This is a genomic window from Nocardia sp. NPDC046763, assembly GCF_040645495.1.
Lineage (GTDB): Bacteria > Actinomycetota > Actinomycetes > Mycobacteriales > Mycobacteriaceae > Nocardia.
The window spans coordinates 100,144-125,409 of record NZ_JBEYYI010000005.1 but is presented as its reverse complement, the minus strand read 5'-3'; the positions used below and the strand labels follow the sequence as shown (position 1 = coordinate 125,409).

Below are 25,266 nucleotides of genomic sequence, written 5' to 3'. Positions count from 1 at the left end.
GCGCCACTGACCAGCGCTTCTCGATTCCTGATCAGTCCCGGGCCACTCGCGGGCGAGTCACTTCCCGACGGTCGCCCGCGGTGCCTCCGCCCGCCGGACCGCACCCGTGCCGACGGCCTCGAGGTGCTCGGAGCCGTGGATGACGTCGGTGAAGGCGCGGGCGACGGTGTCGCCCTCCAGGGTCCGCTCGCAGCGGCGGGCCAGCTCGTGGCGGTCGGTGTCGGGGAGCAGCTGCGGCTGCAGGGCGATCTCGGCGACGACGCCCTTGGAACGCAGGACGCGACGGAACGAGTCGGCGAGCGAGTCGATGCCGACGAAGCCGGGGATGGTGGACAGACCACCGTCGCGGTCGAGGTAGCGCAGGCGGATGGGCTGCACCGGCGTATCGGAGTCGATGGCGGCCTGGAACAGGGCGGGCCGCAGGCTGCCGTGGGCACGGCCGCACCAGGTGGTGCCCTCGGGGAAGAAGGTGACGCGCTCGCCGGCGCGCAGGCGGTCGGCCATGATGGCGATGACCGACGGCAGCTGCCGCAGGCGTTCGCGCTCGATCGGGATGACGCGGACCCGCTTGGCGACATCGCCGAGCATCGGCCACTCGACCAGGTCGGCGCGGGCCACGAAGGACACGGGCTCGACGGCGGTGAGGGCCACGATGTCGGTCCAGCCGATGTGACGGGCCGCGATCAGCACACCGCCCTCGCGACGGTCCTCGGGGGCGCGGTTGTCGACGATGCGGACGCGAATTCCGCAGCAGGCCAGCAGGGCTCGCGCATAGCGGCGCTGCAGCCCGGCGCGGCGGCGGCGCGGGGTGGCGTAGTGCGCGATCGGGAAGCTCAGCAGGACCCCGGCGATGCCGGCGATCCGGGCGGCCACCCGCAGCGTGCCCGCCTCAGCGGGAGCATCGACACACGAAGGGCCACAGGGACTGTGGGGCATCCAGGCGTGGGCGGAGGCCTCGGCCGGCGGGCACGAGAGCGATCCGGTCTCCGGGGAGAGCAGTGCGGGCATCATGGGGCATCACCGGGCATCCAGGCTGTTGGCCGCGCCCTGCAGGCGCTCCAGATAGCGGGTATTGATGGTCTCGAGGCCGAGCAGGGCGACGAAGTCGGCGACCGCGAAGTCCGGGTCGTGGGCGGGCTCGCCGCAGATCTGCGCGCCCAGGCGCAGGTAGCCGCTCAGCAGCGGGGGCAGCTTGGGGCGGGCGGGGGCTTCCAGTTCGTCGAGGGTGCGGCCGTCCACCACCACCGGGTTGTACGGGCGCACATGGCGTTCCGTCTCCAGCGCGTGCTTGCGCAGCAGCATGTCGCGCACGCCGCGCACGTTCACGCCGGGCTCGTCCTCGGGCGTCATCCGCATCGGCACCGACACGCAGCCCATCACCCAGTCGTATCCGGTGAGCTGGATGTAGTGCAGGATGCCCGCCCACATCAGCGTCAGCACCGAACCGTTGCGGTGATCGGGCACCACGCAGGCGCGGCCCATCTCCACGATCCGGTGACCGACCGGATCCAGTGCGGCCAGGTCGAATTCGGTGGCGGTGTAATACCCGCCGGCGGCGGTCACCTTGTCCGGGGGCAGCATGCGGTAGCAGCCGACGAACTGCTCGGTGAGCTCGTCGCGCACCAGCAGGTGATCGCAGTGGTCGTCGAAACGGTCGGCGTCCAGGCCGGTTCCGTTGTCGGGAATGGTGAAGCCCGGCTCATTGGCGAACACCTGGTAGCGCAGCCGCTGTGCGGCCTCGCGGTGCTCGGCATCGGAGGAGACGACCAGGGAGTACTGGGACCGTCCGGTGGTGCGGGGCGCTTCCGGGGCGGGCTTCGACGCGGCTGCCAGCAGGCTGGAATTCGACGCTGCCATGGTGGTCATAGGCTTGATCAAGCCAGTCCCAGACTGCGCTGGAGCGACCGCCGGATTACCTGCCGATGCCAGTCCGGTGAACGCGACGCAGACCGCACCGGGAGTTCATCCGACCGCCTCGCAACGTTCTCTACCAGGACAAATGCTCGTATCCCGGCGGGGTACCGGTGGCCCCGGAAGGCCGCGCAGCGAGCCCGGAAGACGTTGCGGCGAGCCCGGACCCACGTCCGCGAGTGGTCGGCAACGCGGAAGAAATCAGCCTACGCCCCCGTGCGAGCCTCAGCATCGCGGGGGTCCACTCCCGGAACGACGACGGGTCAGTTCCGGAAGAGCAGGGCGGAATCGCCGAATTCGTGCCAGAGATACCCGGAGTCGAGCGCCACCCGGTATGCCTCCCGGACCACGGCCCCGCCCGCCACGGATTCGAGCAGATGCAGATGCGAGGCGCCCGGCGCGTGCCAGCCGGTGATCAGCCCGTCCACCGCCCGCGCGGGACGATCGCCGTCGAGCACCAGTTCGGTCCAGCCGGCCATCGGACGCACCAGACCGTCCGCGGCGGTGGCGGTTTCGAGCGCCCGGGTGACCGTGGTCCCCACCGCCACCACGCGGCCGCCCGCCGCGTGCGTGGCATTGACCAGCCGCGCCGTCATCTCCGGCACCGCGAACCGCTCCGGACTGGGCGGCTCCCCGGACTCCGGCGAGGACACCCCGGTGTGCAGCGTGATCGGCGCGAACCCCACCCCGCCCGCGACCAGCTCGGTCACCAGCGCCTCGGTGAAAGGCCGCCCCGCACTGGGCATTTCGGCACTGCCCGGCTCGAACCCGAAGACCGTCCGGTAGTAGGCGGCCGACCATCGCCCCGCGAGGTAGGAGTAGGAGATCGGGCGGCCGTACCGTGCGAGCAGCGCCCGCACATCCGCCCCCGCCCCGGCTTCGATGTCCGCGGTCCACAGGCGGTCGCTGCCGGGCAGCCAACGGGTGCGCACGATGGCGGTGTGGTCGTCCGGAAGGGTAATGCGCGCACCGGGTTTCAGCGCCCGCCCGCGCCACGGCACGCCCGCCGGGTCGCGCAGTTCGACCACCCGGCGCCCGTCGTCGAGCCAGGTCGAGAAGTGCAGCACCGCGGCCGCATCACCGTACCGCGCGTCCACCGCGGCGCTGAGCATGGCCGAATTGTTCACCACCACAAGGTCTCCGGCGCGCAAGAACGTCGGCAGCTCACGGAACCGCGCGTGGGTGACCGTCCCCGCGTCGGACACCAGCATCCGGACCTCGTCACGCGCCAGGCCGCGCGCCTCGGGTGGGCTGGTCGCCGACAGCTCGTCGGGCAGGGTGAACGCGAGCTCCTCCAGGCCGAGGGTCATGACGCCACCGACAGTTCGGACGCGAGGTAGCGGCCGCTCGGTGGGCGCGACTCGAGGAGGTGCAACAGTGCGGGCACAACGGTTTCCGGCTCGGGGCGGTCGGAGATGTCCTCGCCGGGGAAGGCGGCCTGGTGCATCTCGGTGCGCATGTCGCCGGGGTCGAAGCTGTAGATGCGCAGCCGGGGATTCTCGGCGGCGAGCACGTTGGTGAGTTGGTCCAGCGCGGCCTTGGAGGCACCGTAACCGCCCCAGCCCTCGTAGCCGCCGACAGCGGCGTCGGAGCTGATGTCCACCACCACGCCCTCGGAGGCCCGGAGCGCGGTCAGGGTGAGCTGCAGAATCGCCAGGGGTGCAATCACATTGGTGTCCAGGACGGCCGCGAGTTCGTCCAGCGGGTAGCGATCCAGGGTCGGGAGGGGGCTCGGGCCGAGTGCGCTGGCATTGTTGAGCACCAGATCCAGTCGGCCGGGGCCGACGGCCTCGGCGATACGCTCGCGCACCGCCGGATCGGCGACATCCCCCGCGATGGCGTGCGCGCCGGTCGCGACCCGCACCTTGTCGAGCCGATCCGCGCCGCGAGCGACCAGGATCAGCTCCCAATCCCGTTCGGCGAGCGCGAGCGCGACCGCCCGACCGAAGCCCGCCGACGCCCCGGTGATCAGGGCCCTTTTCGTGTTTTCAGGCATACAGCCATCGTGAAACCTGAACCACTGTTCAGGTCAATGACTTTTCGCCGGAAGCGAAGAGCCGCCCGGGTCAGGCGTTCTCCCTTGCGAAGCTGCGGGAGGCGACCAGGATCAGCAGCAGCGAGACCACGATGGTGACGGCGGTGCCGACATAGACCTCGTGCGCCCCGAAGTCACCGCGGAACAGCGCCCGCGCCGCGTCCACGGTGTGCGAGAACGGATTCACCTTCGCGACGTCCTGCAGCCACTTCGGTCCCACCGTCATCGGCAGCAGGATGCCCGACAGCAGCATGATCGGCACCGACACCGAGTTCAGCAGCGAGGCCAGGGTGTCCTCGGAGCGCGCCCACAGACCCAGCGCATAGGACGCGGACGCCAGACCCGCGCCCATGACCGCGATGCGGACCACCGCCAGCACCAGCAATCGAGTTGTAGGAACAGCCATGGTCGCATGGTTAACCTTGCCCCGCAACGGCAACGAGCCGCCCGGCGCGATGGCCGGGCGGCTCGTTTCGTTCATGCGGTCAGACCGCTACCGGCACCTTCTCCGAAGTCTTTGCGGCAGGAACCTTTTCGACCTCGTTGAAGCCGGGCCGGCCGCTGCCGATGAAGGCGACCAGCCACGACAACACCGCGGCGAAGCGGTTGCGGAAGCCGACCAGGTAGTAGATGTGCACCGCGAGCCAGGCCACCCAGGCGATGAGGCCGGTGAACTTGACCTTGTCGTTCAGCTTGGTGACCGCGCTGAAGCGGCTGATCACCGCCATCGAGCCCTTGTCCCAGTATTTGAACGGGGTGGCCGCGGGCTGCTTGCCGCGGATGATGTCGGCGACGTGGCGGCCCTCCTGCATGGCCACCGGCGACTGGCCGGGGTAGCCGTTGAGGTAGGTCATGTCACCGATGGCGAAGATGTCGGCGTGACCGCCGACGGTGCAGTCGGGGTTGATGAGCAGACGTCCGGCGCGGTCGGTCTCGCAGCCGGTGGCCTCGGCCAGCACCTGGGCGAAGCCGCCGGCCTGCACGCCCGCCGACCACACCACGGTCTCGGCGGCGATGCGGCGCTCCACACCGTCCTTGCTCTTGACGGTGACCTTGCCGTCCTCGATGTCGGTCACGAAGGTGTCGACCAGCACCTCGACGCCGCTGCGCTCCAGCGACTCCTTGGCGTACTCCGACAGCCCGCCGCCGAAGGGCGGCAGCACCACGCCCGCACCCTCCACCAGGGTGACGGTGTCCTCCTGGTGGTAATACCTTTTCGCGAGTTCCTTCAGCTGACCGGCGACCTCGACACCGGTCGCGCCCGCGCCGACCACCACGAAGCTCAGCAACCGGCGGCGGGTCTCGGGGTCGGCATCCTTGGCCTGCTCGAAGACGCGCTGGATCTGCGCGCGCAGGTTGCGGGCGTCGTCGATGGTCTTGAGCGAGAACGTCTTGTCCGCGAAGTCGTCGCGGCCGAAGTACGACTGGCTGGCGCCGGTGGCGGCGATGAGCTTGCCATACCGGATCCGGCGCGGACCCTCGGACGTCTCATAGGTGAGTACCGCATTGGGGGCGTCGATGGCGGTGACCTTGCCCAGCCGCACCTCGCCGTTCTTGTGGTTGCGCAGGATATTGGCCATGGGAGGCGCGATCTCGTCCGAAGCCAGCACACCCGTCGCTACCTGATAGAGGAGTGGCTGGAAGAGGTGCTCGGGCGTACCCGAGATCAGGACGTAGCGGACACCCGACTTGTTCAACTGCTTCGCAGCGGCGAGACCACCGAAGCCCGATCCGACGATGACGACATCGGCGGTTTCGATACCCGCCTCCACGTGTTGCATGACTGCTCCCTTCCGTCATGACTAACCGTGATTCGGAACGCGGTTGTTCCACGCGTCAGGGCGCATAATCAAGATGACTCTTATCTACGTTGATCATGAATTGGAGAATGCCGTGGAGCTGCGCCAACTGGCCTACTTCGTGGCGGTCTGCGAGGAGCTGAGCTTCAGCCGGGCCGCGAGCCGATGCTTCATCTCGCAGTCGGCTATCAGTCATCAGATCGCCCGGCTGGAACGCGACCTCGGCGTGAACCTCTTCGAACGGTCCACACGCTCGGTCGTCCCGACGGACGCGACCACTCGGCTACTTCCCCTTGCGAAGCAAATGCTGAGCCTGGAATCGGCCATTCGCGCAGCTGTGCGGGCCTCCGGGCCGCGCATTCGCCTGGCGGCAAACATGAGCTTCGCAACTAGATCACTGTCCGCCATCGCCGGCGCGCGCGAGGCGCATCCGGGTGCGGAGATCGAATTCGTCATCAAGCCCTTCCGGCAGCGCATCCAGGCGGTGGCCGACGGCGACTGTGACCTCGCTCTCATCCGGGGCAGTGTGGACCAGCCCGGACTGACCGTCGAGAAGCTCTGGGACGAGGATCCGGTCATCGCCACCTCCACCGCGCACCCGCTGGTCATGCGCGGCGGCGATGTCACCCTCGCGGAATTGGGGGCCTATCCGCTGCTGCTCCCGCCCGAGTCGGAACAGGTCCTGCTCCACAATGTGGTGCGGGCCGCCTTCGCCGATCTCCCCACCGGGCCGGTCTTCGGCCCGCCCATCCCGCCGGACCACACCGCCACCATGGAACTCATCAACCGGCCCGACGCCTGGACCATCCTCTACGCCGACAGCCAGACCGAGGGCATCGCCACCCTGCGGCTCACGGGGCACCCGCTGCGCATCCCGGTCTCGGCCGTGACCCGCAGCGAGGGCCGCACCTCCCCCATCGTGACCACCCTGCTGGCGGCGCTGCACTGCGCGTGACGCATCGCTCCTAACCGGGATGCGCGGCGGCGAACTCGGCGAGACCGGCCGCGAAGGACTCGAACATCGGGGTCAGCATCGACCGCACGAACCGCGCCTCGAACGGCGCGAGCGCCGGGGCCGGATCCAGATGGACCTGCCAGGTCAGGGTGCAGTGCCTGGCGTCGATCTGCGTGAACGAGATGTCCTCGATCATGCGGCGGGCCAAGGGAATCGACATGGCGTCCGCGCCGAAGGTGAAGCGCGCGGCCGGCTCCCAGGCCAGGAAGCGTTCCCGCACGGTGATCCAGCGCAGGTGGATATCGCGGATCGCGCCCGCGGCACGGGCATTCGAGTACCAGGTGGTGGCGCGATAGCCGTTCGCCCACTCGGTCTGCCCCTCCCCCGTGGCGAGGATCTCGAAGGTGCGCGCGGCCGAGGCCGCCACGGTGCGCTCGCTGTGCAGGTGCAGGCGCATGGCATCGATATCGCCGAGTTCGCTCGGGCGCAACGCGAACATCATTTCGACCCCACCAGACGCCTGGTCACGCGGATGGTGGTGCGGCGGGGCAGGATTCGCGGCAGACCCGACGAGACCGCATTGGCGGTTCCGGACACGATGCTCGGCGGCGGGTTGCGGCGATCCAGGGCCCGCAGGGCGGTGGCCACCACCTGCTGCGGCGTCTGCCGGCTGCCGACACTCGCCGCTTCGCCTGCCACATCGAAGAATTCGGTGTCGGTCGCGCCCGGGCAGACCGCCAACGCGGTGACGCCCGACCCGTCCAGTTCGCCCCACAGCGCCTCGGTGAAGGAGAGCACGAAGGCCTTGGTCGCGCCGTAGACGGCCATGAACGGAATCGGCTGGAAGGCCGCGGTCGAGGCGATATTGACGATCACCCCGCGATCGCGGGTCACCATGGCCGGCAGCGCGGCGTGGGTGAGTTCGGCCAGCGCGGCCACATTCACCGCGATCTCCTCGCGAACCTTCCCGGCCGCATGGTCGGCCAGCGCGCCGTGGGTGGCGAAACCGGCGTTGTTGATCAGGATGCCGACGGGATGCAGCGGATCGGTGCAGACCTCGGCGACCCGGGACACGCCGGCCGGATCCGCGAGGTCCGCGGCGAGTACGCGCACCGAAACCCCGTGCGCGGCTTCCAATTCCTTCGCCAGGTCCCGCAGCCGCGGCTCGCGCCGGGCCACCAGGATCAGATCGCAGCCGCGGGCGGCCAGGGCGGTGGCGAAGGCCGCGCCGATGCCGCTGCTCGCGCCGGTGACGACCGCGGTCGCCGGATACCACTCGGTCATTTCTCCTCCTAGGTGAACAGATGTTCAGCTATGTATACTTAACAGCTGTTCAGTCATCTCTGTCAAGGAGGACTTCGTGCCTGGTACCCGACAGCGCCGAACCCGCGGCGAAGGCGAGCGGCTGCGCGCCGAACTCGTCGCCGCGGCCATCGACCTGCTGCTCGAACCACAGCCGCTGCCCGCGCCGTCACTGCGTGCCATCGCCCGCGCCTGCGGCGTCGCACCCAGCGCCGTCTACATGCACTTCGCCTCCCAGGACGCGCTGAACTACGCGGTGATCACCGAGCTGTTCGGCCGGCTGCGCGCCGACCTCGACGCCGCCGACCCGGAAGCCGCGAGCCCCGCCGAACGACTCGACGCCCTGCTCGGCGCCTACCTGACCTGGGCCGAAAACCACCCTGGCGCATACCAATTGCTGTTCGAGCGGCCCGATCCGCTCGATACCGAGGGCGAGGGCCCCGGGCTGGATCTGCTCGATCGCCTGGCCCGGCTGTTGCCCGACACCGACCCGCAGGCCCGCCGCGCCACCGCTCTGCGCATCTGGTGCGCCGTGCACGGGGTGGCCTCCCTGCGTATCCACAAACCGAGCGCGCCGTGGGCCGCGACCGCCCGCTCCGACGCCCGGGCGCTGGTGGCGGGCCTCGCCGGACTGCTCGCCGACACCTGACCGCGGCGCGAAAGCCGCGGCCGCCCGGCCGAATACCGCCGACACATCGGGCGGAACCGAATTACCCTGGCATCGTGGGGCAGGAGAACATGCGGGCCTCCGACCGGGACCGCGAACAGATCGTCGACCGGCTACGCGTGGCCATGGGCGAGGGGCGCATCACGCTGCACGAGTTCGACGAACGATTGCAGCAGGTGTACTCGGCCCGGACCTACGGGGAACTGGCGCCGATCATGTCCGACCTACCGGCCCCACGGGGTCCGGGACGGCCCGCGAGCCGTGCCGGCGACAGCGGCAGCGTGCCGATCTGGGTCAAGATCATCTGGGCGCCGTGGGTTTTCGTGAACCTCATGTGCGTGGTGATCTGGCTGGCCACCGGGATGGGCTACTTCTGGCCGATCTGGGTTGCGGTGCCGTGGGGACTCGCACTGCTCATTCCCACCTCCATCGGCATGGTGGTCGAACGCGATGTGCAGCGGCGGCGGGCGGCCCGCGAACGGTACCGGCCGCTGTAGGTTTCGGCCGCCACGATCAGGCCAACGCGGTCGCGACCGCGAGATGCAACCGCAGGTCCTCGGGCTCCTCGTCCTCGACGGCCCACACGATCTCCTCCATCGACCGCATGAACGCCCAGGCACGCGCCCGATCGGCGCGCACCTCCAACCCTGCCGCCGTTCGCTCGACCACCGCACGGGCATGCTCTGGCGTCGGATCGCTCTGCACCTGGATCATCACCAGGAACCCGGCATTGAACGCCGCCTCCCCCAGATACGCCTTCGGATCGATGAGCAGCCACGGCTCCCGTTCCGCCGCAACGATATTGCCCAGATGGGTATCCCGATTCACCACCAGCAGCGGCCCATCCGGCGCCGCCAGCTCACTGCACCGCTCCGCCGCCCGATCCAGCAGGTGCGCCGGAATCACCTCGGCCACACCGGCTTCCGACTCGACGAACATCCCCTCCCATTCGGCCACCATCCCGGAGGCCGTCGGCAGGGCCGGGAACCCGCCCGGCACCGCGACCGATTCCCGGCGCAGCCGCCGATACAACCGGCACGCCTGTTCGACCTTGGCACTGTTCTCCGGCCGCCCCTCGAGACTCGGAAACCCGGGCTGATACAGCAGCTCCGTCCCCGGCCGCGCCCACTCGAGCAGCATCGCCCCGGTCCTCGGATCGAACTCGTACAACCGCACCGCCCCATCCCCGCCATAGCAGTACAGCCCGGTCGGCTCCCCGTAGTTCTCCTCGTCGACGACCGGCACCTTCAGGACGGCGACCGAGCCGTCCACACGCCGCACTGGCGCGACCCACGAGTGCGTCCCACCACCGAAGCTGTCCCCGATGACCTCCAACCCCCAGGTCGCACACCGTTGCTCGACCACCCCCGGCAGCGCGGCCAGCCACTCCGGCCCCCGCTCGCCGAAGCTGTCAGCGATATTCTCGGCGACGTCGGACGGCAGTGAGATCGGCATCGGTCCAGCCTGCCGCACCGCGGAACGGACGGGCAATTCATTTGACCGAGTCGCCCGGTATCAACGCCGGCGGTGCGCGGCCACCCTGGTTCTCGTGGCACAGGTGGTGCCGCAGTACTTCTGCGGTTGCCGACGTCCGGTATCGATGAAGAAGCGGCCACAGTCGGGGGCGGCACAGCGCCCCCAGGCGCATCGGCCACGATCGCTCAACCACAGGCCGAGCGCCAGCGCCGCCTTCGACAGCAGCCAATATTCGGGATCGGCGTCCTCCGGCGGGCGTGAGTGCATCGACCATGGGCGACCGGGGAATTGGACGAGCGTCGGGCGCGCGGGGTAGTCGGCCAGCAGGGCATTGATGGCATGTGCCGCCGCATCGGGCTCCGCGAGATCGAGGATGTCGGCTATCCGGGCGGCCGCGGGGCGGATCTCGGCGGGCTCGGCGGAGATATAGCGTTCCGGCGCGCGATGCCCCCTCAGGATGCGCCGCACCTCGTCGTCCCTGCTGCCGGCCCGCACGGCATTCGCCAAGTCGGCCAGGAAGTACAGCCCTCTCGGGTTCTGGTCATCCGCCACTCCGACAGTGTAACGTCAATCTAAATAATTGGCGTTACAGGAGGATGATGCGTACCTCGGTACTGGCGATCGGCGGCGGCCCCGTCGGGCTGACACTGTCGATCCTGTTGTCACGGATGGGAATTGATCATCGAGTCATCGAGGCCCGCACCGAGCCGTCCCCGCACCCGAAAGCGCGGGGCATCTCGGCCCGCTCGATGGAGATCTTCCGACGGCTCGGACTCGAGGCGGAGATCCGCTCGGCGGGACTGCCCGCCGACCATGTCGCGTTCTTCCGCGGCCGCACCCTCGACGATCCGGATTACGTTCGCACCCTGCCGGTTTCGGACGACACCGGCCACACGCCCACACCCGGCCTGGTCTGCTCCCAGGACGCGCTCGAGCGAGTCCTGTCCGCACACGCGGGCGATACGGTGCGGCGGGGCGTGCGACTGATCTCGTACGAGCAGTCCGATCCCGGAGTGACCGCGACCGTGCGCGATGAGCACACCGGGGAAGAGTCCACGCTGCAAGCGGATTGGCTGATCGGCTGCGACGGTGCGCACAGTACCGTCCGAGTCGGCGCCGGCATCACCATGGACGGCCCGACCGGCCTGAACGAATTCCTCAGCGTCCGCTTCGACGCACCCCTGGGCGAACTGGTCGCGGATCGAGCGAGTGCCTCCTACTTCCTCACCGGCGGCGGCGGATTCCTGGCCATCGACAACGACCGCCAGTGGATCTACCAGCATCCGCTCCAGGGCAGGCAACCCGGCGACCTCGACCTGACGGCCCTCATACGAAGAGGAACCGGCCTACCCGATCTGGAGATCACCATCCGGGATACCGCGACCTGGCGCATGGACGCGCGGCTGGCCGCCGCCTACCGATCCGGCCGGGTACTGCTCGCCGGCGATGCCGCGCACGCAATCCCGCCCACCGGCGGCCATGGCATGAACGTAGGCATTGGCGACGTCGACAACCTCGCATGGAAACTGGCCGCCGTCCTGACGGGCGCGTCCCCCGGATCCCTGCTCGACACGTACGAATCCGAGCGCCGCCCACTCGCTCGTCAGGTCATCGACACCTCCACCGCGAACGCCCGCAACCGCGGCAGCTATCGCATCGACGATGAACTCCTGCTCGGGACCACCTACCTCGACACCGGCACGACGATCGCCACCGGCGCCTACACGCCGTCAGCGGCCGTCGGCGCCCGCCTCCCCCACGCCTGGCTCCCCGACGGCCGCTCCACCCTGGACCTGGTCGGCCCCGGCCACGTTCTCCTCACGGGATCCCAACTCCCCGAACAACTCCGGAAGTCGTGCGACCTCTCCCCCACCACCGCGCTGCTGATCCGCCCGGACGGCCACATCGCGGCCCGCGTCTACGGATGAGTCGCCCGCTGAGCTACCCCGCTGCGGGAGAGGGACTTTCGGTATCCGGCATCGCGGTTTCGTGGACGGTCCGCCAGAGGTAGGTGCGTCCATCGGTGACCAGGACCGCCGTGACCGATCGCCGTGTCCCGACCCCACCAACCGAATTCTCCGCCACGAACCTGACCACGATCAGGTGACCGCTCCGAGCGATCTCCCGCACCTCGGAAACCTCGATCTCCAACCCCGCCACCGCATTCCGCGCACCCCACAGCCCCGTCAGAAAAGTCTCCCGGTCCACCGGCTCCCCGGTCGTCACCACCGACGTGAACTGCACATCCAACGCCACGGAAACCCGATCGAACACCTTCGGCGGCGCGTCCGTCCCCAGCCATTCGGCCAGATCGAAATGCAAGCCCGCGACAATCCCCGCCAGATAGGCGTCCCCCGCCGTCTCGACCTTCTCGACGGCAACCGCCTCCACCTGCCGCCGCCGCGGATCGAATCGCCCAAGCACCGGCCAAGCCTGCCTGACCCCGCGCCACCCGGGCAACAGCTCCCACCTCCCCCTCTGATATCTGGATATCAGCCTTTCGATCGGCTGGATTCCGCCGCGACGCAGCGGTAATGAGAACCGGCCTGGTGCAATGCCTTTCGATGCCGCGACCGGACCGTACCGAACCGCGCCCGCCGAGGATCGCACCGACCGGGCACCGGCCGGACACAAGACTGTCCCCCGGCCGCTCGGGCCGGGGGACAGCCGATTGCGTTTCACCGCAGGGGCGTTCAGCCCTTGTGGGCCTTCACGGCCTCGGTGAGCTGCGGGGCGACGTTGAACAGGTCGCCGACGATGCCGTAGTCCGCGATCTCGAAGATCGGGGCCTCTTCGTCCTTGTTGACGGCCACGATGGTCTTCGAGGTCTGCATGCCGGCGCGGTGCTGGATGGCGCCGGAGATGCCGAGGGCGATGTACAGCTGCGGGGAGACCGTCTTACCGGTCTGACCGACCTGGAACTGGCCCGGGTAGTAGCCGGAGTCGACCGCGGCGCGGGAGGCACCGACGGCGGCACCGAGGGCGTCGGCCAGCGGCTCGACGACCTTGCCGAAGTTGTCGGCCGAGCCGACACCACGGCCACCGGAGACCACGATCGCGGCCTCGGTGAGCTCGGGGCGGTCGCCGCCCACGTTCGGCTCACGCGAGACGACCTTGGTGACGCCCTCTTCCTGCGCGGGCAGCTCGACGACGACCTTCTCGCCGGCGGCGGCCTGCGGGGCGGCCTCGACGGCGCCCGGGCGCACCGAGATCACCGGCACGTCGCCGGTGGCCTTGGCGTCCACGGTGAACGCGCCACCGAAGATGGAGTGCTGCACCGAACCGTCACCGTTCACGGTGATGGCATCGATCAGCAGACCGGAACCGATGCGGGCGGCCAGGCGACCCGACACCTCCTTGCCCTCCGCGGTGGCGGCGACCAGGATCGCGGCCGGGGCGGCGGACTCGGACAGGCCGGCGAGCACGTCGACCTTGGGGGTGACGAGGAAGCCCTCGGCGTCGTCGCCCTCGGCGACGTAGATCTTCTCGGCGCCGGCGGCGGCCAGGGCGTCACCCAGCTTGTCGGCGGTGCCGGCCGGGCCGACCACGACGGCGGCCGGGGTGCCGAGCGAGCGAGCGGCGGTGAGGAGTTCGGTGGTCACCTTCTTGGGCGCACCGTCAGCGTGCTCCACGAGCACCAAAACTTCTGCCATTTTTTCTATCTCCTGAAAGTCGTTGGGCTCGGGGGCTTTAGATGATCTTCTGGCCGACCAGGTAGGTGGCGATCTGGTTGCCGCCCTCGCCCTCGTCGACGATCTTCTCGCCCGCCGTGCGCGCCGGCTTCGGGGTCACACCGGTCACCTGGGTGCCGGCGTTCGCAACGCCCACGGTCTCCGGGTCGACGCCCAGATCCGCCAGGGTGAAGGTCTGAACTTCCTTCTTCTTGGCGGCCATGATGCCCTTGAAGGACGGGAAGCGCGGCTCGTTGATCTTCTCGGTGACCGAGACGATGGCCGGAAGAGTGGCCTCGAGCTTGAACACGCCCTCGTCGGTCTCACGCTCGCCGGCGATGCGCTCGCCGTCGACGGTGAGCTTGCGCAGGTGGGTCAGCTGCGGCAGACCCAGGTACTCGGCGATGATGGCCGGAACGGCGCCGGCGCGACCGTCGGTGGCCTCGTTGCCCGCGATGACCAGCTCGATACCCTCGATCTGGCCCAGCGCGGCGGCCAGGATGTAGGCGGTCTGCACGGCGTCGGAGCCGTGGATGGCCGGGTCGTTGATGTGGATGGCCTTGTCCGCACCCATGGAGAGGGCCTTGCGGATGGCCTCGGTGGCCCGGTCGGGGCCTGCGGCCAGCACGGTGACCTCGCCGCCCTGCGCCTCCTTGATCAACAGCGCCTCCTCGACGGCGCGCTCGTTGATCTCATCGAGGATGGCGTCGGCGGCCTCGCGGTCGAGGGTGTAGTCACCGCTGGTCAGCTTGCGCTCGGACCAGGTGTCGGGAACCTGCTTGATCAGTACGACGATGTTCGGCATTGGTCTTCGTCGACCTCCTGTTCTGGTGGCACTGGGTATGGCGGTCGCACGAGTTCGTCACGTACGTCCACAAGTAGCTCGTCCGGGAGATTACCCTACGTTAAGTTACTCGTGGGTAACTTAGCGTGTGACTTTCTGCATCGGCTGATCCGGTCGCGGGTGTGATATGGACAACCGCTAACGTCGGAGCAATGAGCGAGGCCGTGAGTCCTGTTGAAAACCCCACCGATCCCTTGCCTTTGACCGGTGAGCGGACGGTGCCCGGCATCGCCGAGGAGAACTACTGGTTCCGGCGGCACGAGATCGCCTACGTGCGCATGCTGGAGCACTGCGCGGGCAAGGTCGTGCTCGAGGCCGGCAGCGGAGAAGGCTACGGCGCCAATATGATCGCCGGCGTCGCCGCGCAGGTCACCGGCCTGGACTACGACGACAGCGCGGTGGCGCACGTGCGCGCCAAGTACCCGCGGGTGCGGATGGTGCAGGGCAACCTGGCCGAGCTGCCGCTCGACGACGCCTCGGTCGACATCGTGGTGAACTTCCAAGTGATCGAGCACCTTTGGGACCAGGCGCAGTTCCTGCGCGAATGCCTGCGGGTGCTGCGGCCCGGCGGCAAGCTGCTGATCTCCACGCCCAACCGGATCACCTTCTCCCCCGGACGCGATACGCCGCTCAACCCTTTTCACACGCGTGAGCTGAACGCCGCCGAGATGACCGAACTTCTCGTCGAGGCCGGTTTCACCGTGGAGCTCATGGCCGGCATCTTCCACGGGCCCGAACTGGTGGCGCTGGACGCGAAGTGGGGCGGGTCGATCATCGACGCGCAGATCGAGCGGGCGCTGGCGGGCGAGCCGTGGCCGGCGGAGCTGGCGGCGGACGTGGCCGCCGTGCGCATCGACGATTTCGAACTGGTCGCCGGCACCGAGCGGAATATCGACGCCAGCCTGGATCTGCTGGCCGTCGCGGTGAAGCCGTGACGGACAAGCTTTCCCCGGTGCCGGGACAGTTCACGCTGGTCCTGCACTCACATCTGCCGTGGCTGGCCCATCACGGGCGCTGGCCGGTCGGCGAGGAGTGGCTGTACCAGTCGTGGGCGGCGTCCTACCTGCCCGTGGCCAAGGTGCTGAGAACCCTTGCGGCCGAGGGCCGTTCGCACCTGATCAGCCTGGGGATCACGCCGGTGCTGGCGGCGCAGCTGGATGACCCGCACTGCCTGAAGGGCATGCACCACTGGCTGGGCAACTGGCGGCTACGCGCCGACGAGGCGTCCATGGCGGGCAATACCGCGCTCGGCGGGCACGAACACCGGCTCGCCACAACGGCTCTCGACGATTTCGAAACGCGCTGGATGCACGGGTCCTCGCCGGTGTGGCGCGAGCTCATCGACGCCGAAGCCATCGAATTGCTGGGCGGGCCGCTGTCGCATCCGTTCCAGCCGCTGCTGGATCCGCGGCTGCGCGAGTACGAACTGACCGAGGGACTGGCGGACGCGCGGGCCCGATGGGGGCACACGCCCGCCGGCATCTGGGCCCCCGAGTGCGGGTTCACGCCCGGGATGGAACAGACCTACGACAAGGTCGGCATCTCGCACTTCATGGTGGACGGTCCCGCACTGCGCGGTGACACCACGCTCGGGCGGCCGGTGTGGGATTCGGATGTGGTGGCGTTCGGCCGCGATCTGACGGTCAGCTACCGGGTGTGGTCGCCGAAATCCGGGTACCCGGGGCAGCCCTACTACCGTGATTTCCATCACTACGATCACGCCACCGGACTGAAGCCGGCGCGCGTCACCGGCAAGACCGTCGCGGGCCCCGACAAGGCCCCCTATGATCCCGAACTCGCCGCCGCGGCCATCGAGAAGGACGTCGCGGACTTCGTGGCGACCGTGCGGGAGCGGCTGATCTCGGAGTCGGAACGAATCGGTCGCCCGGCGCTGGTGGTGGCCGCATTCGACACCGAACTGTTCGGGCACTGGTGGCACGAGGGCCCGCAGTGGCTCGAACAGGTGCTGCGCGCGCTGCCCGAGGCGGGGGTCACCGTCGGCACGCTCGCCGATGCGCGGGCCCGTGGTTACGTGGGCGAACGCGTCGAATTGGCCGACTCCTCCTGGGGTTCGGGCAAGGACTGGCGGGTGTGGGCCGGGGACCAGGTCGCGGATCTGGTCGAGCTCAACACCGAGGTGGTGCGGCTGGCCCTGGACACCCTCGACAAGATGCGGGTGGACGCCGGGTCGCTGTACAGCGACCGATTCGGGCTCCGCGACACGGTTGCCGACCAACTGCTGCGGGAGGCGATCCTCGCCGTCTCCAGCGACTGGGCGTTCATGGTGTCGAAGGATTCCGCGGCCGGATACGCGCGTGACCGCGCCCATGAACACGCCCACGCCGTGCGCGAGATCGCCGCGGCGGTGGCGGCCGGGCAACTCGCCAAAGCGGGCCAGTTGGCGGCAGGATGGTACGCGGCCGACGGACTCTTCCCCGCGCTCGATGCGCGCAGGCTCGGCCCCGCTGCAGAAGGACCCGCATGAAGATCTTGATGGTGTCGTGGGAGTACCCACCCGTCGTAGTCGGTGGGCTGGGCCGCCACGTGCATCACCTCGCCGTCGAACTGGCCGCCGCCGGGCACGAAGTCGTCGTGCTGGCGCGCCGTCCGATGGGCACCGACGCCACCACCCACCCGACGCACTCCTTCATCGAGGAGGGCGTGCTGGTGGTGGCGGTCGCCGAGGATCCGCCGTCGTTCGATTTCGGCGAGGACATGCTGGCCTGGACGCTGGCCATGGGGCACGCCATGGTGCGGGCCGGCATCGCGCTGAACAAGCCCGGCATCGGCGAGGGCTGGACGCCGGACGTCGTGCACGCGCACGACTGGCTGGTCGCACACCCGGCCATCACGCTGGCCGAGTATTACGACGTGCCACTGGTTTCCACCATTCATGCCACCGAGGCGGGCCGGCACAGCGGCTGGGTGTCGGGACGGGTGAATCGGCAGGTGCACTCGGTGGAGTGGTGGCTGGCGCACGAATCCGACGCGCTCATCACCTGTTCGGAGTCCATGAAGGACGAGGTGCACCGGCTCTACGGTGCCGAGCGGGTGCCGATGACGGTGATCCGCAACGGTATCGACGTGGGCGCGTGGACCTTCCGTGAGCGCGCGCCGCGCTCCGGTCCGCCGCGGCTGCTGTACGTGGGCCGGCTGGAATACGAGAAGGGCATCCAGGACGCTATTGCCGCGCTGCCGCGGATCCGCAAGGCGCACCCGGGCACGACCCTGACGGTGGCCGGTATCGGCACCCAATTCGATTGGCTGCGTGAGCGGGCCCGCGCGCATCGGGTGGCGCGGGCGGTCAACTTCGTGGGCAAGCTCGATCACACCGATCTGCTCGGCTGGCTGCACAGCGCCGATGCCATCGTGCTGCCCAGCCGCTACGAGCCCTTCGGCATCGTCGCGCTGGAGGCGGCGGCTGCGGGCACGCCACTGGTCACCTCCACCGCCGGTGGGCTCGGCGACCTGGTCACCGACGGCGTCACCGGCGCCTCCTTCGAACCGGCCGACGTGAACGGCGTTGCGGACGCGGTGATTTCGGTGCTCGACGACCCCGCCGCCGCCCAGGATCGCGCCTGGTCCGCCCGCGAGCGGCTGACCGCCGACTTCGCCTGGGACGTGGTCGCCGAGGAGACCGCCCTGGTCTACCAGGCCGCCAAGCGCCGGGTCCGGACACCGCTCGGCCGTCCCGTGATCGCGGAACGCCCGCTCCCCGAGCGCGACCCGAACCAGCCGTACTGAGCCCCCGGGCTCGAATTCACCCTGGGACATCCCTACGCCCCGAATTGGAACGAGTTCTAATTCGGGGTCAATGGACTGTCGGTTCCCGGCAGGCGGTCAGTCGAACGGACAGCCCGGATTCGGCGCATCCTCGGACAGCGAACTGCCCGCGGGCAGGACATACAGCACATCGAGAACCTGTGGCTCGGTGCCCAAATTCCGCTCGAGATGCACATTCCCCGCCCCGGCCCGCTCCACGAGCGCCGTGCCCGGCCCGCCGGTCTGATCCACCGCGCAGTCCGACCCGTAATGGCTCAGCTCCCCCTGCCGCACCAGCGCGTACAGCGTTCCATCGTGGTAATGCCACCCGGTGGAACCGCCTGGCGCCACGGTGATTTCGCGCAGAATGTAGTCCATACCGCCGATGGTGGTCTGCGAGAGGATCACCGCACTGATGCCAGTGGACGGCGTCGCATGAGCATTCGCGGCGAGCGATCCCACCAGCGCCACAGACGCCACACCGGTCAGCACAGCTCGAAATCCGAGAGTCACCGGCCCACGGTATCGCACCGCACGACGGCCCGTAGGCCGACGCGCGAACCTGCTCACCGGGTCCGGGAGCACCGTCCTGAACGTGACCGCCAACCCGGCGGCCGTGGTTCGGGCCGGGCCGACACAGCGAAATGCGTTAGGCGGCCATCTTTTTGAGAGTCTTCTGGATCGTCAGGAAGGTGCGGGTGGTGATGTCCTTGCCGTAGGCCTTCTCGACGACGGCCATGAAACCCGTGGTGCTGGGGTCGGTGTTGTCGATGACCGAGAGCAGGGCGCGGCAGGGCTTGTCGAAGCGGACGAGGCGGACCGTGGATTCGTCCCGGGGGAATTCGGGGAGGGACTTCGGGGTGTCGCGGACGAAGGTGACCGTCAGGTAGGTCTCGCGGCCGTGCGTGAGGCCGGCGAAGGGGTCGGAGTCGATGAGGTCCTGAAGCTGGGCGTGGGTGCGGATCAGGGTGCCGCCGGGGATGCCCAGCTCGGAGTTGAGGGCCTGCTGGATCTTGGCTTCCAGAGCGGGGACATCGGAGTCGGCGGACCGGAAGACGACATTGCCGCTGGAGAGCAGGGTGCTCACCTTCTCGAAGCCGAGGCCTTCGAAGACGCCGCGCAGTTTCTCACTGCGCATATTGGGGTTGGTGGGCATGATCCCGCGCAGGAAGGCGGCGTAGCGGTGCATGCGCCTGAAGGTACCGGGCGGGCGTGACAAAGGCCGGGCATCACGGCCCGGCCTCCGTGCGGTGATCTGTCGGCCTGGCCTCCGTGCGGTGATCTGTCGGCCTGGCCTCCGTGCGGTGATCTGTCGGCCTGGCCTCCGTGCGGTGATCTGTCGGCCCGGCCTCCGTGCGGTGATCTGTCGGCCCGCCTCCGTGCGGTGATCTGTCAGGAAGCGGAGACGCCGCTCTTCTTGCGCTCGATGTCGGCAAGGGCGGCCAGGTGGGCGGCGCGCTTCTCGGCGGCGGAGTCCCAGGCGTCCTTGCGGTTCTTGACCACCTTGGCGGGGGCGCCGACGGCGATGGAGTAGTCGGGGATGTCGCCCTTGACCACGGCGTGGGCACCGAGCACGCAGCCGCGGCCGACCCGGGTGGAGCGGAGAACGGTGACCTTGGCGGCGATCCAGGTATCGGGGCCGATGCGCACCGGGGACTTCACGATGCCCTGGTCCTTGATGGGCAGGTTGATGTCGTCGGTGACATGGTCGAAGTCGCAGATGTAGCACCAGTCGGCGACCAGGGTGGATTCGCCGATCTCGATATCGAGGTAGGTGTTGACGACATTGTCCTTGCCGAACACCACCTTGTCGCCGATGCGCAGCGAACCCTCGTGGCAGCGAATGGCATTGCCGTCGCCGATGTGCACCCAGCGGCCGATCTCCAGCCGGCCCAGTTCCGGGGTGGCGTGGATTTCGACATTGCGGCCCAGGAAGACCATGCCGCGCAACACCACGTGCGGATTGGCCATCTTGAACTTGAAGAGCCGGTAGTAGCGCACCAGATACCAGGGCGTGTAGGCGCGATTGGCGAGAACCCACTTGAGGGACGCAGGGGTGAGGAAACGCGCCTGCTCCGGGTCACGGCGGCGCGACCCCCGCCAACGCGAGCGCAGCGGTGCGCCCCACATGCTCGTCACGAACTACTCCCTGTGTTCACCGGTCGTTTCAACGAGGGTATCCGCCCCCCTCACAGGGCGTGAAAGTAGGCTGTGCTCCGGCTGTAGCGGCCCGGCGAGGAAACGACAGACTTCCGTACTGGCAGAAGGGACACCAGCAGGTGCGAAACGGCAGGCGGCGGACCGGACGTGAACGACGCACCCGCACCGGGGCGAAGGTGCTGGCAGTGGCGGGCGCCGGGCTGTTCACGCTGACCGCGTGCACGTTCGGCAGCACCAAGGTCGACGACATCGGAGTAGGCCCGGGCAAGGGGTGGCCGCTGGCCTTCCGCGACGCGCACAACAGCGGGTCGAGTCCGGTCACCGGGTCGCGGAAGCTGGCGCTGAATTGGTCTCGGCCCGTGGGCGGTCCGGTCGCGCAGCCGGTGACCATCGGCGGCGACGGGCAGCTGTACGTCACGACCCGCGCCAATGCCTGCAATATTCTCGCGTTCCAGATGCCGACCGGCCGCAAGCGGTTCTGCAATCCCATGGGCCCCAGCGCCGTCGACGGCGGCTCCGCGGTGGACGGCACCGGCAATGTGTACGTCGGCGACGACGGCGCGGTGAACTCCTTCAACAATCTCGGGCAGCCGCGCTGGCGGACCCCGGCTGCCGGGACACCGGTGTCGGTGCAGTTCACCGGCGACGGAAATGTCTTGTCGGTGACCCAGTCCGGACAGGTGGACGTGCTCAGCCGGCAGACCGGCGATCGGCAGGTGTCCACCTTCCAGCTGCTCGGCGAGCCCGACTTCCTGGCCAACCCGTCGCTGAGCCGGCCGCCGGACGGGCAGGGCCTGGAGGACTGCGCGACCGGCGGGCCGCAGTGCCCGATCGCGAATGTGTCGGCGGTAGACCAGAAGTCGGGGCGGTTCTACGCGACGGTGTGGAAGCCGGGCGACAAAGCGGCCGCACTGATCGCGCTCACCTACGGCGGCAAGGACGTTCACGTCGACTGGACCGCGCAGGTGCTCCAGCAGGGCAGCGCCACCAGCCCGGCGCTGTCGTCCGACGGGTCCACGGTGTACGTCGGCGACAACACCAACCGGCTGATGGCCGTGGACGCCGCCACCGGGCACACCAAATGGGTGCAGGATCTCGGTTTCCCGGCGCGCGGCGGCATCTCGGTATCCGACGGGCTGCTGGTGCCCGCCGGCGACGAGGGGCATCTGGTCGCGCTGCGCGACAAGGGTGGCAGCGCCGAGATCGCCTGGGAGCGCAAGGATCTGGAGCTGCGCGGGCGGCCGGTGCAGACGGCGGGCGGGACCGGGTACACGGTCGCACCGATCGGCGACAAGCTGACGCTGGTGACCTTCGACACGAAGACCGGCGCCACGGTGCAGTCGAACGAGCTGCCCGGCGCGGAGGGCACGACCGTGGCCACCGCCGTGGGCGATCAGGGCGAGGTCGTGGTGACCACCCGCATCGGCGAGCTGTTCGTGTTCAAACCCGAGAAGTAACACCGCGTCCGGCTCGACGGCCCGGACAGCGTTGGCCTGTGCGTCGGAATCCTGGTCGTGGCCTATGGATCCGCGATGGTCACCTACCGCCGGAAGATCGCCCGAGGCAGTCTGAAGCCATGCTCACCATCAGCAGGCCGACGGCCTACGCGGGGGTGACAGTGCGGAAGGTGCGCCACGCCCCGGGTCGAAGGGGTGCCGCCGGGCCCGTGACGGGCGTCGGCTACCGCAAGGTCAGCGCGAACGCGTCGACGTTCGCCGAGACGCGCTGCAGCAGATCGAGCAGCGTGCGGTAGTCGTCGTCGCTGAGGCCCTCGGTGGCCGCCGTGCGTTGAATCCTGATGCGCTCCAGCAGTTTCGCGTGCGCGCCGACGCCCTCGGGGGTGAGGGCGTAGGTACCCACGGCATCGAGAACGACCCAGCCGCGGTCGAGCAGTGTGCCGACATATGGTGCGGCCGTGGGGTCCTGGGTGTTCAGGAACGGCGAGAGGGCGACATCGAGCCCGGCCGCGTCGAGTGCGCCGCCGGCGAGGGTATGCATGATCTGCCAGTGGCGACGCCGCAGGCCCTCGGTCGCGAGCAGGGTGGCGAAATTGTCTTCGAGGGTCTCGTCGATGTGCTTGAACCAGTAGCCGATCGGCTTCGGGGTGTCGGTCATGACCGCCTCCAAACAGTTGTCACATTACATATACATGTACTTTAGCAAGTGATTGTACGATGGCAAGGGTGAAGGACAACGACCCCGCGATCGCCGCCATCGAGCGCGCCATGGTGGCCATCCGGCGCAGCCAGACCCGGCGCGCGCTCAATAGATTCGCGGCCCGCGGGGGCGGACCGGCCGTCGATCCGACCGTCTTCGGTGTGCTCGACGCGGTGGAGGCACGCGACGGGGAGGCCACCGTCACCGACATCGCGACCGCGCTGGGCGTGGATCAGCCGCGCGCCAGCCGCCTGGTGGCGCGCGCGGTCACCGAGGGCCTGCTGGAACGCCGCGCCGACCAGCACGATGCGCGGCGCATCCACCTGCACCTCACGCCCGCCGCGCAGACCGCACTGCACCGCGCCCACGCCAACCGCCAGGCCGTCTTCGCCGAGGCGACCGCGGCCTGGGGCGAGCGCGACCGCACCGAATTCGCCCGGCTGCTCACCAGATTCGTCACCGACTTCAGCGCGATCAGCGACCGTTAGGGATCAGTCCGGCCGCACCGAATCCAGCAGGGTGGCCGCCCGCTCCAGCAGGGACATAAGTGCCTCCCGCTCGGCATCGGTGAACTCCGCGGCCAGCGCGCGCTCGACCGGGACCGCCCGCTTGTCGGCGGCGTGCATGACGGTGCGGCCCTCCTCGGTGAGCCGGGTCTCGAGCACATTGCGGTGCCAGGCGTGCGGAGTGCGCTCGATGAGGCCGCGCTCGCGCAGATTGGTGAGCACCGTGTTCATGGTGGGCGGCGTGACGCCGCAGCGCCGGGCCAGCTCGGCCGCCGAAATGCCCGGGTTCTCACTCAGCACGTAGAGGGCCGCGTACTGCGGAATCGTCACGCCCGCGGGTTTGAGGGCGGCGTTCTTCGCACCCATCAGCGCCTGCTCGGCGCGCTTGATGAAGGTCCCCAGGCGTTCTTCGACCGGCATCGACGTCACCCCGGCATGATAGCTCATGCAGTTGTTCGAGCCTTGACGATCATTAGAGTTCTAATCTATCTTCGCTCTCGCACTCAGATGTCATCTCTATCCACCGGGATCGAAAGGCACGATCTATGTCCCACCCGATTCGCCGCTGGGCCGCGCCCGCGGTGACGGCGGCGCTGCTGCTGGTGTCGGCGGCGTGCAGCACCGGCGACGCGGCGACGCCGGCCGCCGCGCCCGACCACAACGCCTCAGTGCCCGACCGCATCACCACCGCGTACGACCTGCCCGAGCGCGCGTATCCGGAGAGCATCACCGTCGATCCGCGCACCGGCGACGTGTACGCGAGCTCGTTCCTCACCGGCGCGATCTACCGGGCCACGCCGGGCACGACCGCGGCCGAGACCTTTCTGGCCGCGGGCGCGGACGGACGCCGGACCGCGAACGGCGTGAAGGTCGATGCCGCCGGGCGGCTCTGGGTGATCGACCACACCGCGGGAATCACGGTGTACGACACCGGAACTCGCGCCCTGCTCGCCCGCTTCGACGTCCCGGCCGCCGGGCAGCCGTTCGTCAACGATCTGGCCATCACCCCCGACGGCAGCGTCTATGTCACCGACAGCGTGCGGAACGTGGTCTACCGCATCGGACCGGACCAGCTCGCCGACGCGCTCGCGCACGGCGGGCACGGCGGCGAACTGCGGGTATACCTCGACCTCGGCGCGGCCAAGGACCCGGCCGCACGGAATCCCATGACCCTCAACGGCATTGCGGCCGACGACGCGGGCCGGTATCTGATCGTGGTCGACATGACCAACGGCGACCTCTACCGGGTTTCGACCGGACCGCAGCCGACCGCGCACCCGGTCGCCCGCACCGGCGGCGACGCGCTCGACGGCGACGGCTTGGAACTGCGCGGCGACACCCTGTGGGTCGTACACAACAAGGGGAACGCCGTGTCCCGCTGGCGGCTCACCGACGACGGCGCGAAAGCCGAACTGCAGCACCGGGTCACCGACCCCGCGCTCGACATCCCCACCTCGATCGTGCACACCGGCGGCCACGCGCTGGTCACGGTCTCCCAGTTCGACAAGAACGGCCCCTACGGCGACGGCGTCCCCGCCGGCTTCCGCATCGTCGAGATCTCCCAACTCTGAAGGAGCACACCGTGACCCACCCCGTCATCCCCGACAAGTACACCGACCTGCTGACCCGCCCGCTTTTCGCGCACCTGGCCACCCTGAATCCGGACGGCACCCCGCAGGTCACCCCGATCTGGCAGATCTGGGACGGTGAGTTCCTGCGCTTCACCACGACCACCACGCGCGCCAAGCACCGCAATACGTCTCGCGACCCGCACGTGGCGGTGAGCATCAACGATCCCGAGGCTCCCTACCGCTACCTCGAGGTGCGCGGCGTCATCGAGCGCATCGACGCCGACCCCGAGGGCGAGTTCTTCGACGTCCTCGCCCAGCGCTACGGCCTCGACTATCAGAAGCCAGTCGGTGACCACGCCGACCGCGTCATCCTCGTCATGCGGCCGACCCGCACCACCTACCAGGGTTGATCTCCCGAAGCCGCTGATCGCCAACGGCTTTCAGCCATCC

29 protein-coding genes are annotated in these 25,266 nt (G+C 69.1%); 11 read left to right on the top strand and 18 right to left on the bottom strand.

Annotation, left to right across the window (positions count from 1 at the left end):
- Positions 1–57 precede the first annotated feature (57 nt).
- The 6 genes from ABZ909_RS10100 to ABZ909_RS10075 form a co-directional block, all read right to left on the bottom strand.
- Positions 58–1,011: a lysophospholipid acyltransferase family protein gene (locus ABZ909_RS10100; protein WP_356997509.1), complete on the bottom strand. Its 954-nt coding sequence runs from the start codon at positions 1,009–1,011 to the stop codon at positions 58–60.
- Between the two features lie 6 nt (positions 1,012–1,017).
- Positions 1,018–1,866, bottom strand: a complete 849-nt coding sequence (locus ABZ909_RS10095) for a GNAT family N-acyltransferase (protein WP_356997507.1) — start codon at positions 1,864–1,866, stop codon at positions 1,018–1,020.
- A gap of 308 nt (positions 1,867–2,174) precedes the next feature.
- Positions 2,175–3,221 (bottom strand): S-adenosylmethionine:tRNA ribosyltransferase-isomerase, encoded by a 1,047-nt coding sequence (locus tag ABZ909_RS10090; RefSeq protein ID WP_356997505.1) that lies wholly within the window; start codon positions 3,219–3,221, stop codon positions 2,175–2,177.
- Positions 3,218–3,907, bottom strand: coding sequence for an SDR family oxidoreductase (locus tag ABZ909_RS10085; protein WP_356997504.1), 690 nt, complete (start codon positions 3,905–3,907; stop codon positions 3,218–3,220). The genes ABZ909_RS10090 and ABZ909_RS10085 overlap by 4 nt, the downstream gene beginning before the upstream one ends.
- A gap of 70 nt (positions 3,908–3,977) precedes the next feature.
- The gene (locus ABZ909_RS10080) at positions 3,978–4,352 is read right to left on the bottom strand and encodes an ABC transporter permease (protein ID WP_356997503.1); all 375 of its coding nucleotides are present in this window, start codon (positions 4,350–4,352) and stop codon (positions 3,978–3,980) included.
- A 79-nt stretch (positions 4,353–4,431) separates the two neighbouring features.
- Positions 4,432–5,727, bottom strand: coding sequence for an NAD(P)/FAD-dependent oxidoreductase (locus tag ABZ909_RS10075; protein WP_356997502.1), 1,296 nt, complete (start codon positions 5,725–5,727; stop codon positions 4,432–4,434).
- A gap of 112 nt (positions 5,728–5,839) precedes the next feature.
- Between ABZ909_RS10075 and ABZ909_RS10070 the strand changes: the two genes are divergently transcribed.
- Complete coding sequence (locus ABZ909_RS10070) at positions 5,840–6,700, top strand: LysR family transcriptional regulator (RefSeq protein ID WP_356997904.1); 861 nt, start codon at positions 5,840–5,842, stop codon at positions 6,698–6,700.
- A gap of 10 nt (positions 6,701–6,710) precedes the next feature.
- Here ABZ909_RS10070 and ABZ909_RS10065 read toward each other — a convergent pair whose 3' ends face one another.
- Positions 6,711–7,202, bottom strand: a complete 492-nt coding sequence (locus ABZ909_RS10065; RefSeq protein ID WP_356997500.1) for an SRPBCC family protein — start codon at positions 7,200–7,202, stop codon at positions 6,711–6,713.
- Entirely contained in the window at positions 7,199–7,984 is a 786-nt protein-coding gene (locus ABZ909_RS10060) for an SDR family oxidoreductase (protein WP_356997499.1), read from the bottom strand. The genes ABZ909_RS10065 and ABZ909_RS10060 overlap by 4 nt, the downstream gene beginning before the upstream one ends.
- A 76-nt stretch (positions 7,985–8,060) precedes the next feature.
- Between ABZ909_RS10060 and ABZ909_RS10055 the strand changes: the two genes are divergently transcribed.
- Complete coding sequence (locus ABZ909_RS10055) at positions 8,061–8,651, top strand: TetR/AcrR family transcriptional regulator (protein WP_356997498.1); 591 nt, start codon at positions 8,061–8,063, stop codon at positions 8,649–8,651.
- 74 nt (positions 8,652–8,725) lie between these two features.
- Complete coding sequence (locus ABZ909_RS10050; RefSeq protein WP_356997497.1) at positions 8,726–9,166, top strand: DUF1707 domain-containing protein; 441 nt, start codon at positions 8,726–8,728, stop codon at positions 9,164–9,166.
- A gap of 16 nt (positions 9,167–9,182) precedes the next feature.
- On the opposite strand, the gene ABZ909_RS10045 is transcribed toward ABZ909_RS10050, so the two are convergent.
- The gene (locus ABZ909_RS10045; protein ID WP_356997496.1) at positions 9,183–10,124 is read right to left on the bottom strand and encodes an aminoglycoside phosphotransferase family protein; all 942 of its coding nucleotides are present in this window, start codon (positions 10,122–10,124) and stop codon (positions 9,183–9,185) included.
- 60 nt (positions 10,125–10,184) lie between these two features.
- Positions 10,185–10,697: a CGNR zinc finger domain-containing protein gene (locus ABZ909_RS10040; protein WP_356997494.1), complete on the bottom strand. Its 513-nt coding sequence runs from the start codon at positions 10,695–10,697 to the stop codon at positions 10,185–10,187.
- Between the two features lie 47 nt (positions 10,698–10,744).
- Between ABZ909_RS10040 and ABZ909_RS10035 the strand changes: the two genes are divergently transcribed.
- A complete protein-coding gene (locus ABZ909_RS10035; protein WP_356997492.1) occupies positions 10,745–12,073 on the top strand; it encodes an FAD-dependent monooxygenase in 1,329 nt (442 codons plus the stop codon).
- Between the two features lie 13 nt (positions 12,074–12,086).
- On the opposite strand, the gene ABZ909_RS10030 is transcribed toward ABZ909_RS10035, so the two are convergent.
- From ABZ909_RS10030 to ABZ909_RS10020, 3 genes are all read right to left on the bottom strand, one after another.
- Entirely contained in the window at positions 12,087–12,569 is a 483-nt protein-coding gene (locus tag ABZ909_RS10030; RefSeq protein WP_356997490.1) for a hypothetical protein, read from the bottom strand.
- Positions 12,570–12,838: 269 nt separating this feature from the next.
- Positions 12,839–13,798 (bottom strand): electron transfer flavoprotein subunit alpha/FixB family protein, encoded by a 960-nt coding sequence (locus ABZ909_RS10025; RefSeq protein ID WP_356997489.1) that lies wholly within the window; start codon positions 13,796–13,798, stop codon positions 12,839–12,841.
- A gap of 37 nt (positions 13,799–13,835) precedes the next feature.
- A complete protein-coding gene (locus ABZ909_RS10020) occupies positions 13,836–14,621 on the bottom strand; it encodes an electron transfer flavoprotein subunit beta/FixA family protein (protein ID WP_326309084.1) in 786 nt (261 codons plus the stop codon).
- A gap of 191 nt (positions 14,622–14,812) precedes the next feature.
- On the opposite strand from ABZ909_RS10020, the gene ABZ909_RS10015 reads away from it, so the two are divergent.
- Genes ABZ909_RS10015 through ABZ909_RS10005 form a run of 3 tightly spaced genes read left to right on the top strand, consistent with a single transcriptional unit; the run spans position 14,813 to position 18,404 of the window.
- Entirely contained in the window at positions 14,813–15,595 is a 783-nt protein-coding gene (locus tag ABZ909_RS10015; RefSeq protein ID WP_356997487.1) for a class I SAM-dependent methyltransferase, read from the top strand.
- Positions 15,592–17,145, top strand: a complete 1,554-nt coding sequence (locus tag ABZ909_RS10010) for a glycoside hydrolase family 57 protein (RefSeq protein ID WP_356997485.1) — start codon at positions 15,592–15,594, stop codon at positions 17,143–17,145. The genes ABZ909_RS10015 and ABZ909_RS10010 overlap by 4 nt, the downstream gene beginning before the upstream one ends.
- The gene (locus ABZ909_RS10005; RefSeq protein ID WP_356997483.1) at positions 17,142–18,404 is read left to right on the top strand and encodes a glycosyltransferase family 4 protein; all 1,263 of its coding nucleotides are present in this window, start codon (positions 17,142–17,144) and stop codon (positions 18,402–18,404) included. The genes ABZ909_RS10010 and ABZ909_RS10005 overlap by 4 nt, the downstream gene beginning before the upstream one ends.
- 96 nt (positions 18,405–18,500) lie before the next feature.
- Here the strand turns inward: ABZ909_RS10005 and ABZ909_RS10000 are convergent, their stop codons facing one another.
- The 3 genes from ABZ909_RS10000 to ABZ909_RS09990 all read right to left on the bottom strand — a co-directional run bounded on the left by ABZ909_RS10000 (position 18,501) and on the right by ABZ909_RS09990 (position 20,561).
- Positions 18,501–18,935: a cupin gene (locus tag ABZ909_RS10000; RefSeq protein WP_356997482.1), complete on the bottom strand. Its 435-nt coding sequence runs from the start codon at positions 18,933–18,935 to the stop codon at positions 18,501–18,503.
- Positions 18,936–19,071: 136 nt separating this feature from the next.
- Complete coding sequence (locus tag ABZ909_RS09995) at positions 19,072–19,611, bottom strand: DUF1697 domain-containing protein (RefSeq protein ID WP_356997481.1); 540 nt, start codon at positions 19,609–19,611, stop codon at positions 19,072–19,074.
- Positions 19,612–19,814: 203 nt separating this feature from the next.
- Entirely contained in the window at positions 19,815–20,561 is a 747-nt protein-coding gene (locus ABZ909_RS09990) for an acyltransferase (RefSeq protein ID WP_356997480.1), read from the bottom strand.
- A 140-nt stretch (positions 20,562–20,701) separates the two neighbouring features.
- Between ABZ909_RS09990 and ABZ909_RS09985 the strand changes: the two genes are divergently transcribed.
- Positions 20,702–22,039: a PQQ-binding-like beta-propeller repeat protein gene (locus ABZ909_RS09985; RefSeq protein ID WP_356997479.1), complete on the top strand. Its 1,338-nt coding sequence runs from the start codon at positions 20,702–20,704 to the stop codon at positions 22,037–22,039.
- Positions 22,040–22,262: 223 nt separating this feature from the next.
- Here the strand turns inward: ABZ909_RS09985 and ABZ909_RS09980 are convergent, their stop codons facing one another.
- Positions 22,263–22,697, bottom strand: a complete 435-nt coding sequence (locus ABZ909_RS09980; RefSeq protein WP_356997478.1) for a hypothetical protein — start codon at positions 22,695–22,697, stop codon at positions 22,263–22,265.
- Between the two features lie 68 nt (positions 22,698–22,765).
- On the opposite strand from ABZ909_RS09980, the gene ABZ909_RS09975 reads away from it, so the two are divergent.
- On the top strand, positions 22,766–23,227 hold the full coding sequence (locus ABZ909_RS09975; protein ID WP_356997476.1) for a MarR family winged helix-turn-helix transcriptional regulator: 462 nt from the start codon (positions 22,766–22,768) through the stop codon (positions 23,225–23,227).
- A gap of 3 nt (positions 23,228–23,230) precedes the next feature.
- Here ABZ909_RS09975 and ABZ909_RS09970 read toward each other — a convergent pair whose 3' ends face one another.
- The gene (locus tag ABZ909_RS09970) at positions 23,231–23,665 is read right to left on the bottom strand and encodes a MarR family transcriptional regulator (RefSeq protein WP_356997902.1); all 435 of its coding nucleotides are present in this window, start codon (positions 23,663–23,665) and stop codon (positions 23,231–23,233) included.
- Positions 23,666–23,790: 125 nt separating this feature from the next.
- Here ABZ909_RS09970 and ABZ909_RS09965 point away from each other — a divergent pair, with 125 nt between their 5' ends.
- Together ABZ909_RS09965 and ABZ909_RS09960 are read left to right on the top strand one after the other, a co-directional pair.
- Entirely contained in the window at positions 23,791–24,816 is a 1,026-nt protein-coding gene (locus ABZ909_RS09965; protein ID WP_356997474.1) for an SMP-30/gluconolactonase/LRE family protein, read from the top strand.
- Positions 24,817–24,827: 11 nt separating this feature from the next.
- On the top strand, positions 24,828–25,226 hold the full coding sequence (locus ABZ909_RS09960; RefSeq protein ID WP_356997473.1) for a PPOX class F420-dependent oxidoreductase: 399 nt from the start codon (positions 24,828–24,830) through the stop codon (positions 25,224–25,226).
- Positions 25,227–25,266: the final 40 nt, after the last annotated feature.

Bases quoted from the DNA above. Each gene is read 5' to 3' on its own strand.
- ABZ909_RS10100 (WP_356997509.1), bottom strand. From the start codon at position 1,011: ATGATGCCCGCACTGCTCTCCCCGGAGACCGGATCGCTCTCGTGCCCG.
- ABZ909_RS10095 (WP_356997507.1), bottom strand. From the start codon at position 1,866: ATGACCACCATGGCAGCGTCGAATTCCAGCCTGCTGGCAGCCGCGTCG.
- ABZ909_RS10090 (WP_356997505.1), bottom strand. From the start codon at position 3,221: ATGACCCTCGGCCTGGAGGAGCTCGCGTTCACCCTGCCCGACGAGCTG.
- ABZ909_RS10085 (WP_356997504.1), bottom strand. From the start codon at position 3,907: ATGCCTGAAAACACGAAAAGGGCCCTGATCACCGGGGCGTCGGCGGGC.
- ABZ909_RS10080 (WP_356997503.1), bottom strand. From the start codon at position 4,352: ATGGCTGTTCCTACAACTCGATTGCTGGTGCTGGCGGTGGTCCGCATC.
- ABZ909_RS10075 (WP_356997502.1), bottom strand. From the start codon at position 5,727: ATGCAACACGTGGAGGCGGGTATCGAAACCGCCGATGTCGTCATCGTC.
- ABZ909_RS10065 (WP_356997500.1), bottom strand. From the start codon at position 7,202: ATGATGTTCGCGTTGCGCCCGAGCGAACTCGGCGATATCGATGCCATG.
- ABZ909_RS10060 (WP_356997499.1), bottom strand. From the start codon at position 7,984: ATGACCGAGTGGTATCCGGCGACCGCGGTCGTCACCGGCGCGAGCAGC.
- ABZ909_RS10045 (WP_356997496.1), bottom strand. From the start codon at position 10,124: ATGCCGATCTCACTGCCGTCCGACGTCGCCGAGAATATCGCTGACAGC.
- ABZ909_RS10035 (WP_356997492.1), top strand. From the start codon at position 10,745: ATGCGTACCTCGGTACTGGCGATCGGCGGCGGCCCCGTCGGGCTGACA.
- ABZ909_RS10025 (WP_356997489.1), bottom strand. From the start codon at position 13,798: ATGGCAGAAGTTTTGGTGCTCGTGGAGCACGCTGACGGTGCGCCCAAG.
- ABZ909_RS10020 (WP_326309084.1), bottom strand. From the start codon at position 14,621: ATGCCGAACATCGTCGTACTGATCAAGCAGGTTCCCGACACCTGGTCC.
- ABZ909_RS10015 (WP_356997487.1), top strand. From the start codon at position 14,813: ATGAGCGAGGCCGTGAGTCCTGTTGAAAACCCCACCGATCCCTTGCCT.
- ABZ909_RS10005 (WP_356997483.1), top strand. From the start codon at position 17,142: ATGAAGATCTTGATGGTGTCGTGGGAGTACCCACCCGTCGTAGTCGGT.
- ABZ909_RS09995 (WP_356997481.1), bottom strand. From the start codon at position 19,611: ATGCACCGCTACGCCGCCTTCCTGCGCGGGATCATGCCCACCAACCCC.
- ABZ909_RS09980 (WP_356997478.1), bottom strand. From the start codon at position 22,697: ATGACCGACACCCCGAAGCCGATCGGCTACTGGTTCAAGCACATCGAC.
- ABZ909_RS09970 (WP_356997902.1), bottom strand. From the start codon at position 23,665: ATGCCGGTCGAAGAACGCCTGGGGACCTTCATCAAGCGCGCCGAGCAG.
- ABZ909_RS09965 (WP_356997474.1), top strand. From the start codon at position 23,791: ATGTCCCACCCGATTCGCCGCTGGGCCGCGCCCGCGGTGACGGCGGCG.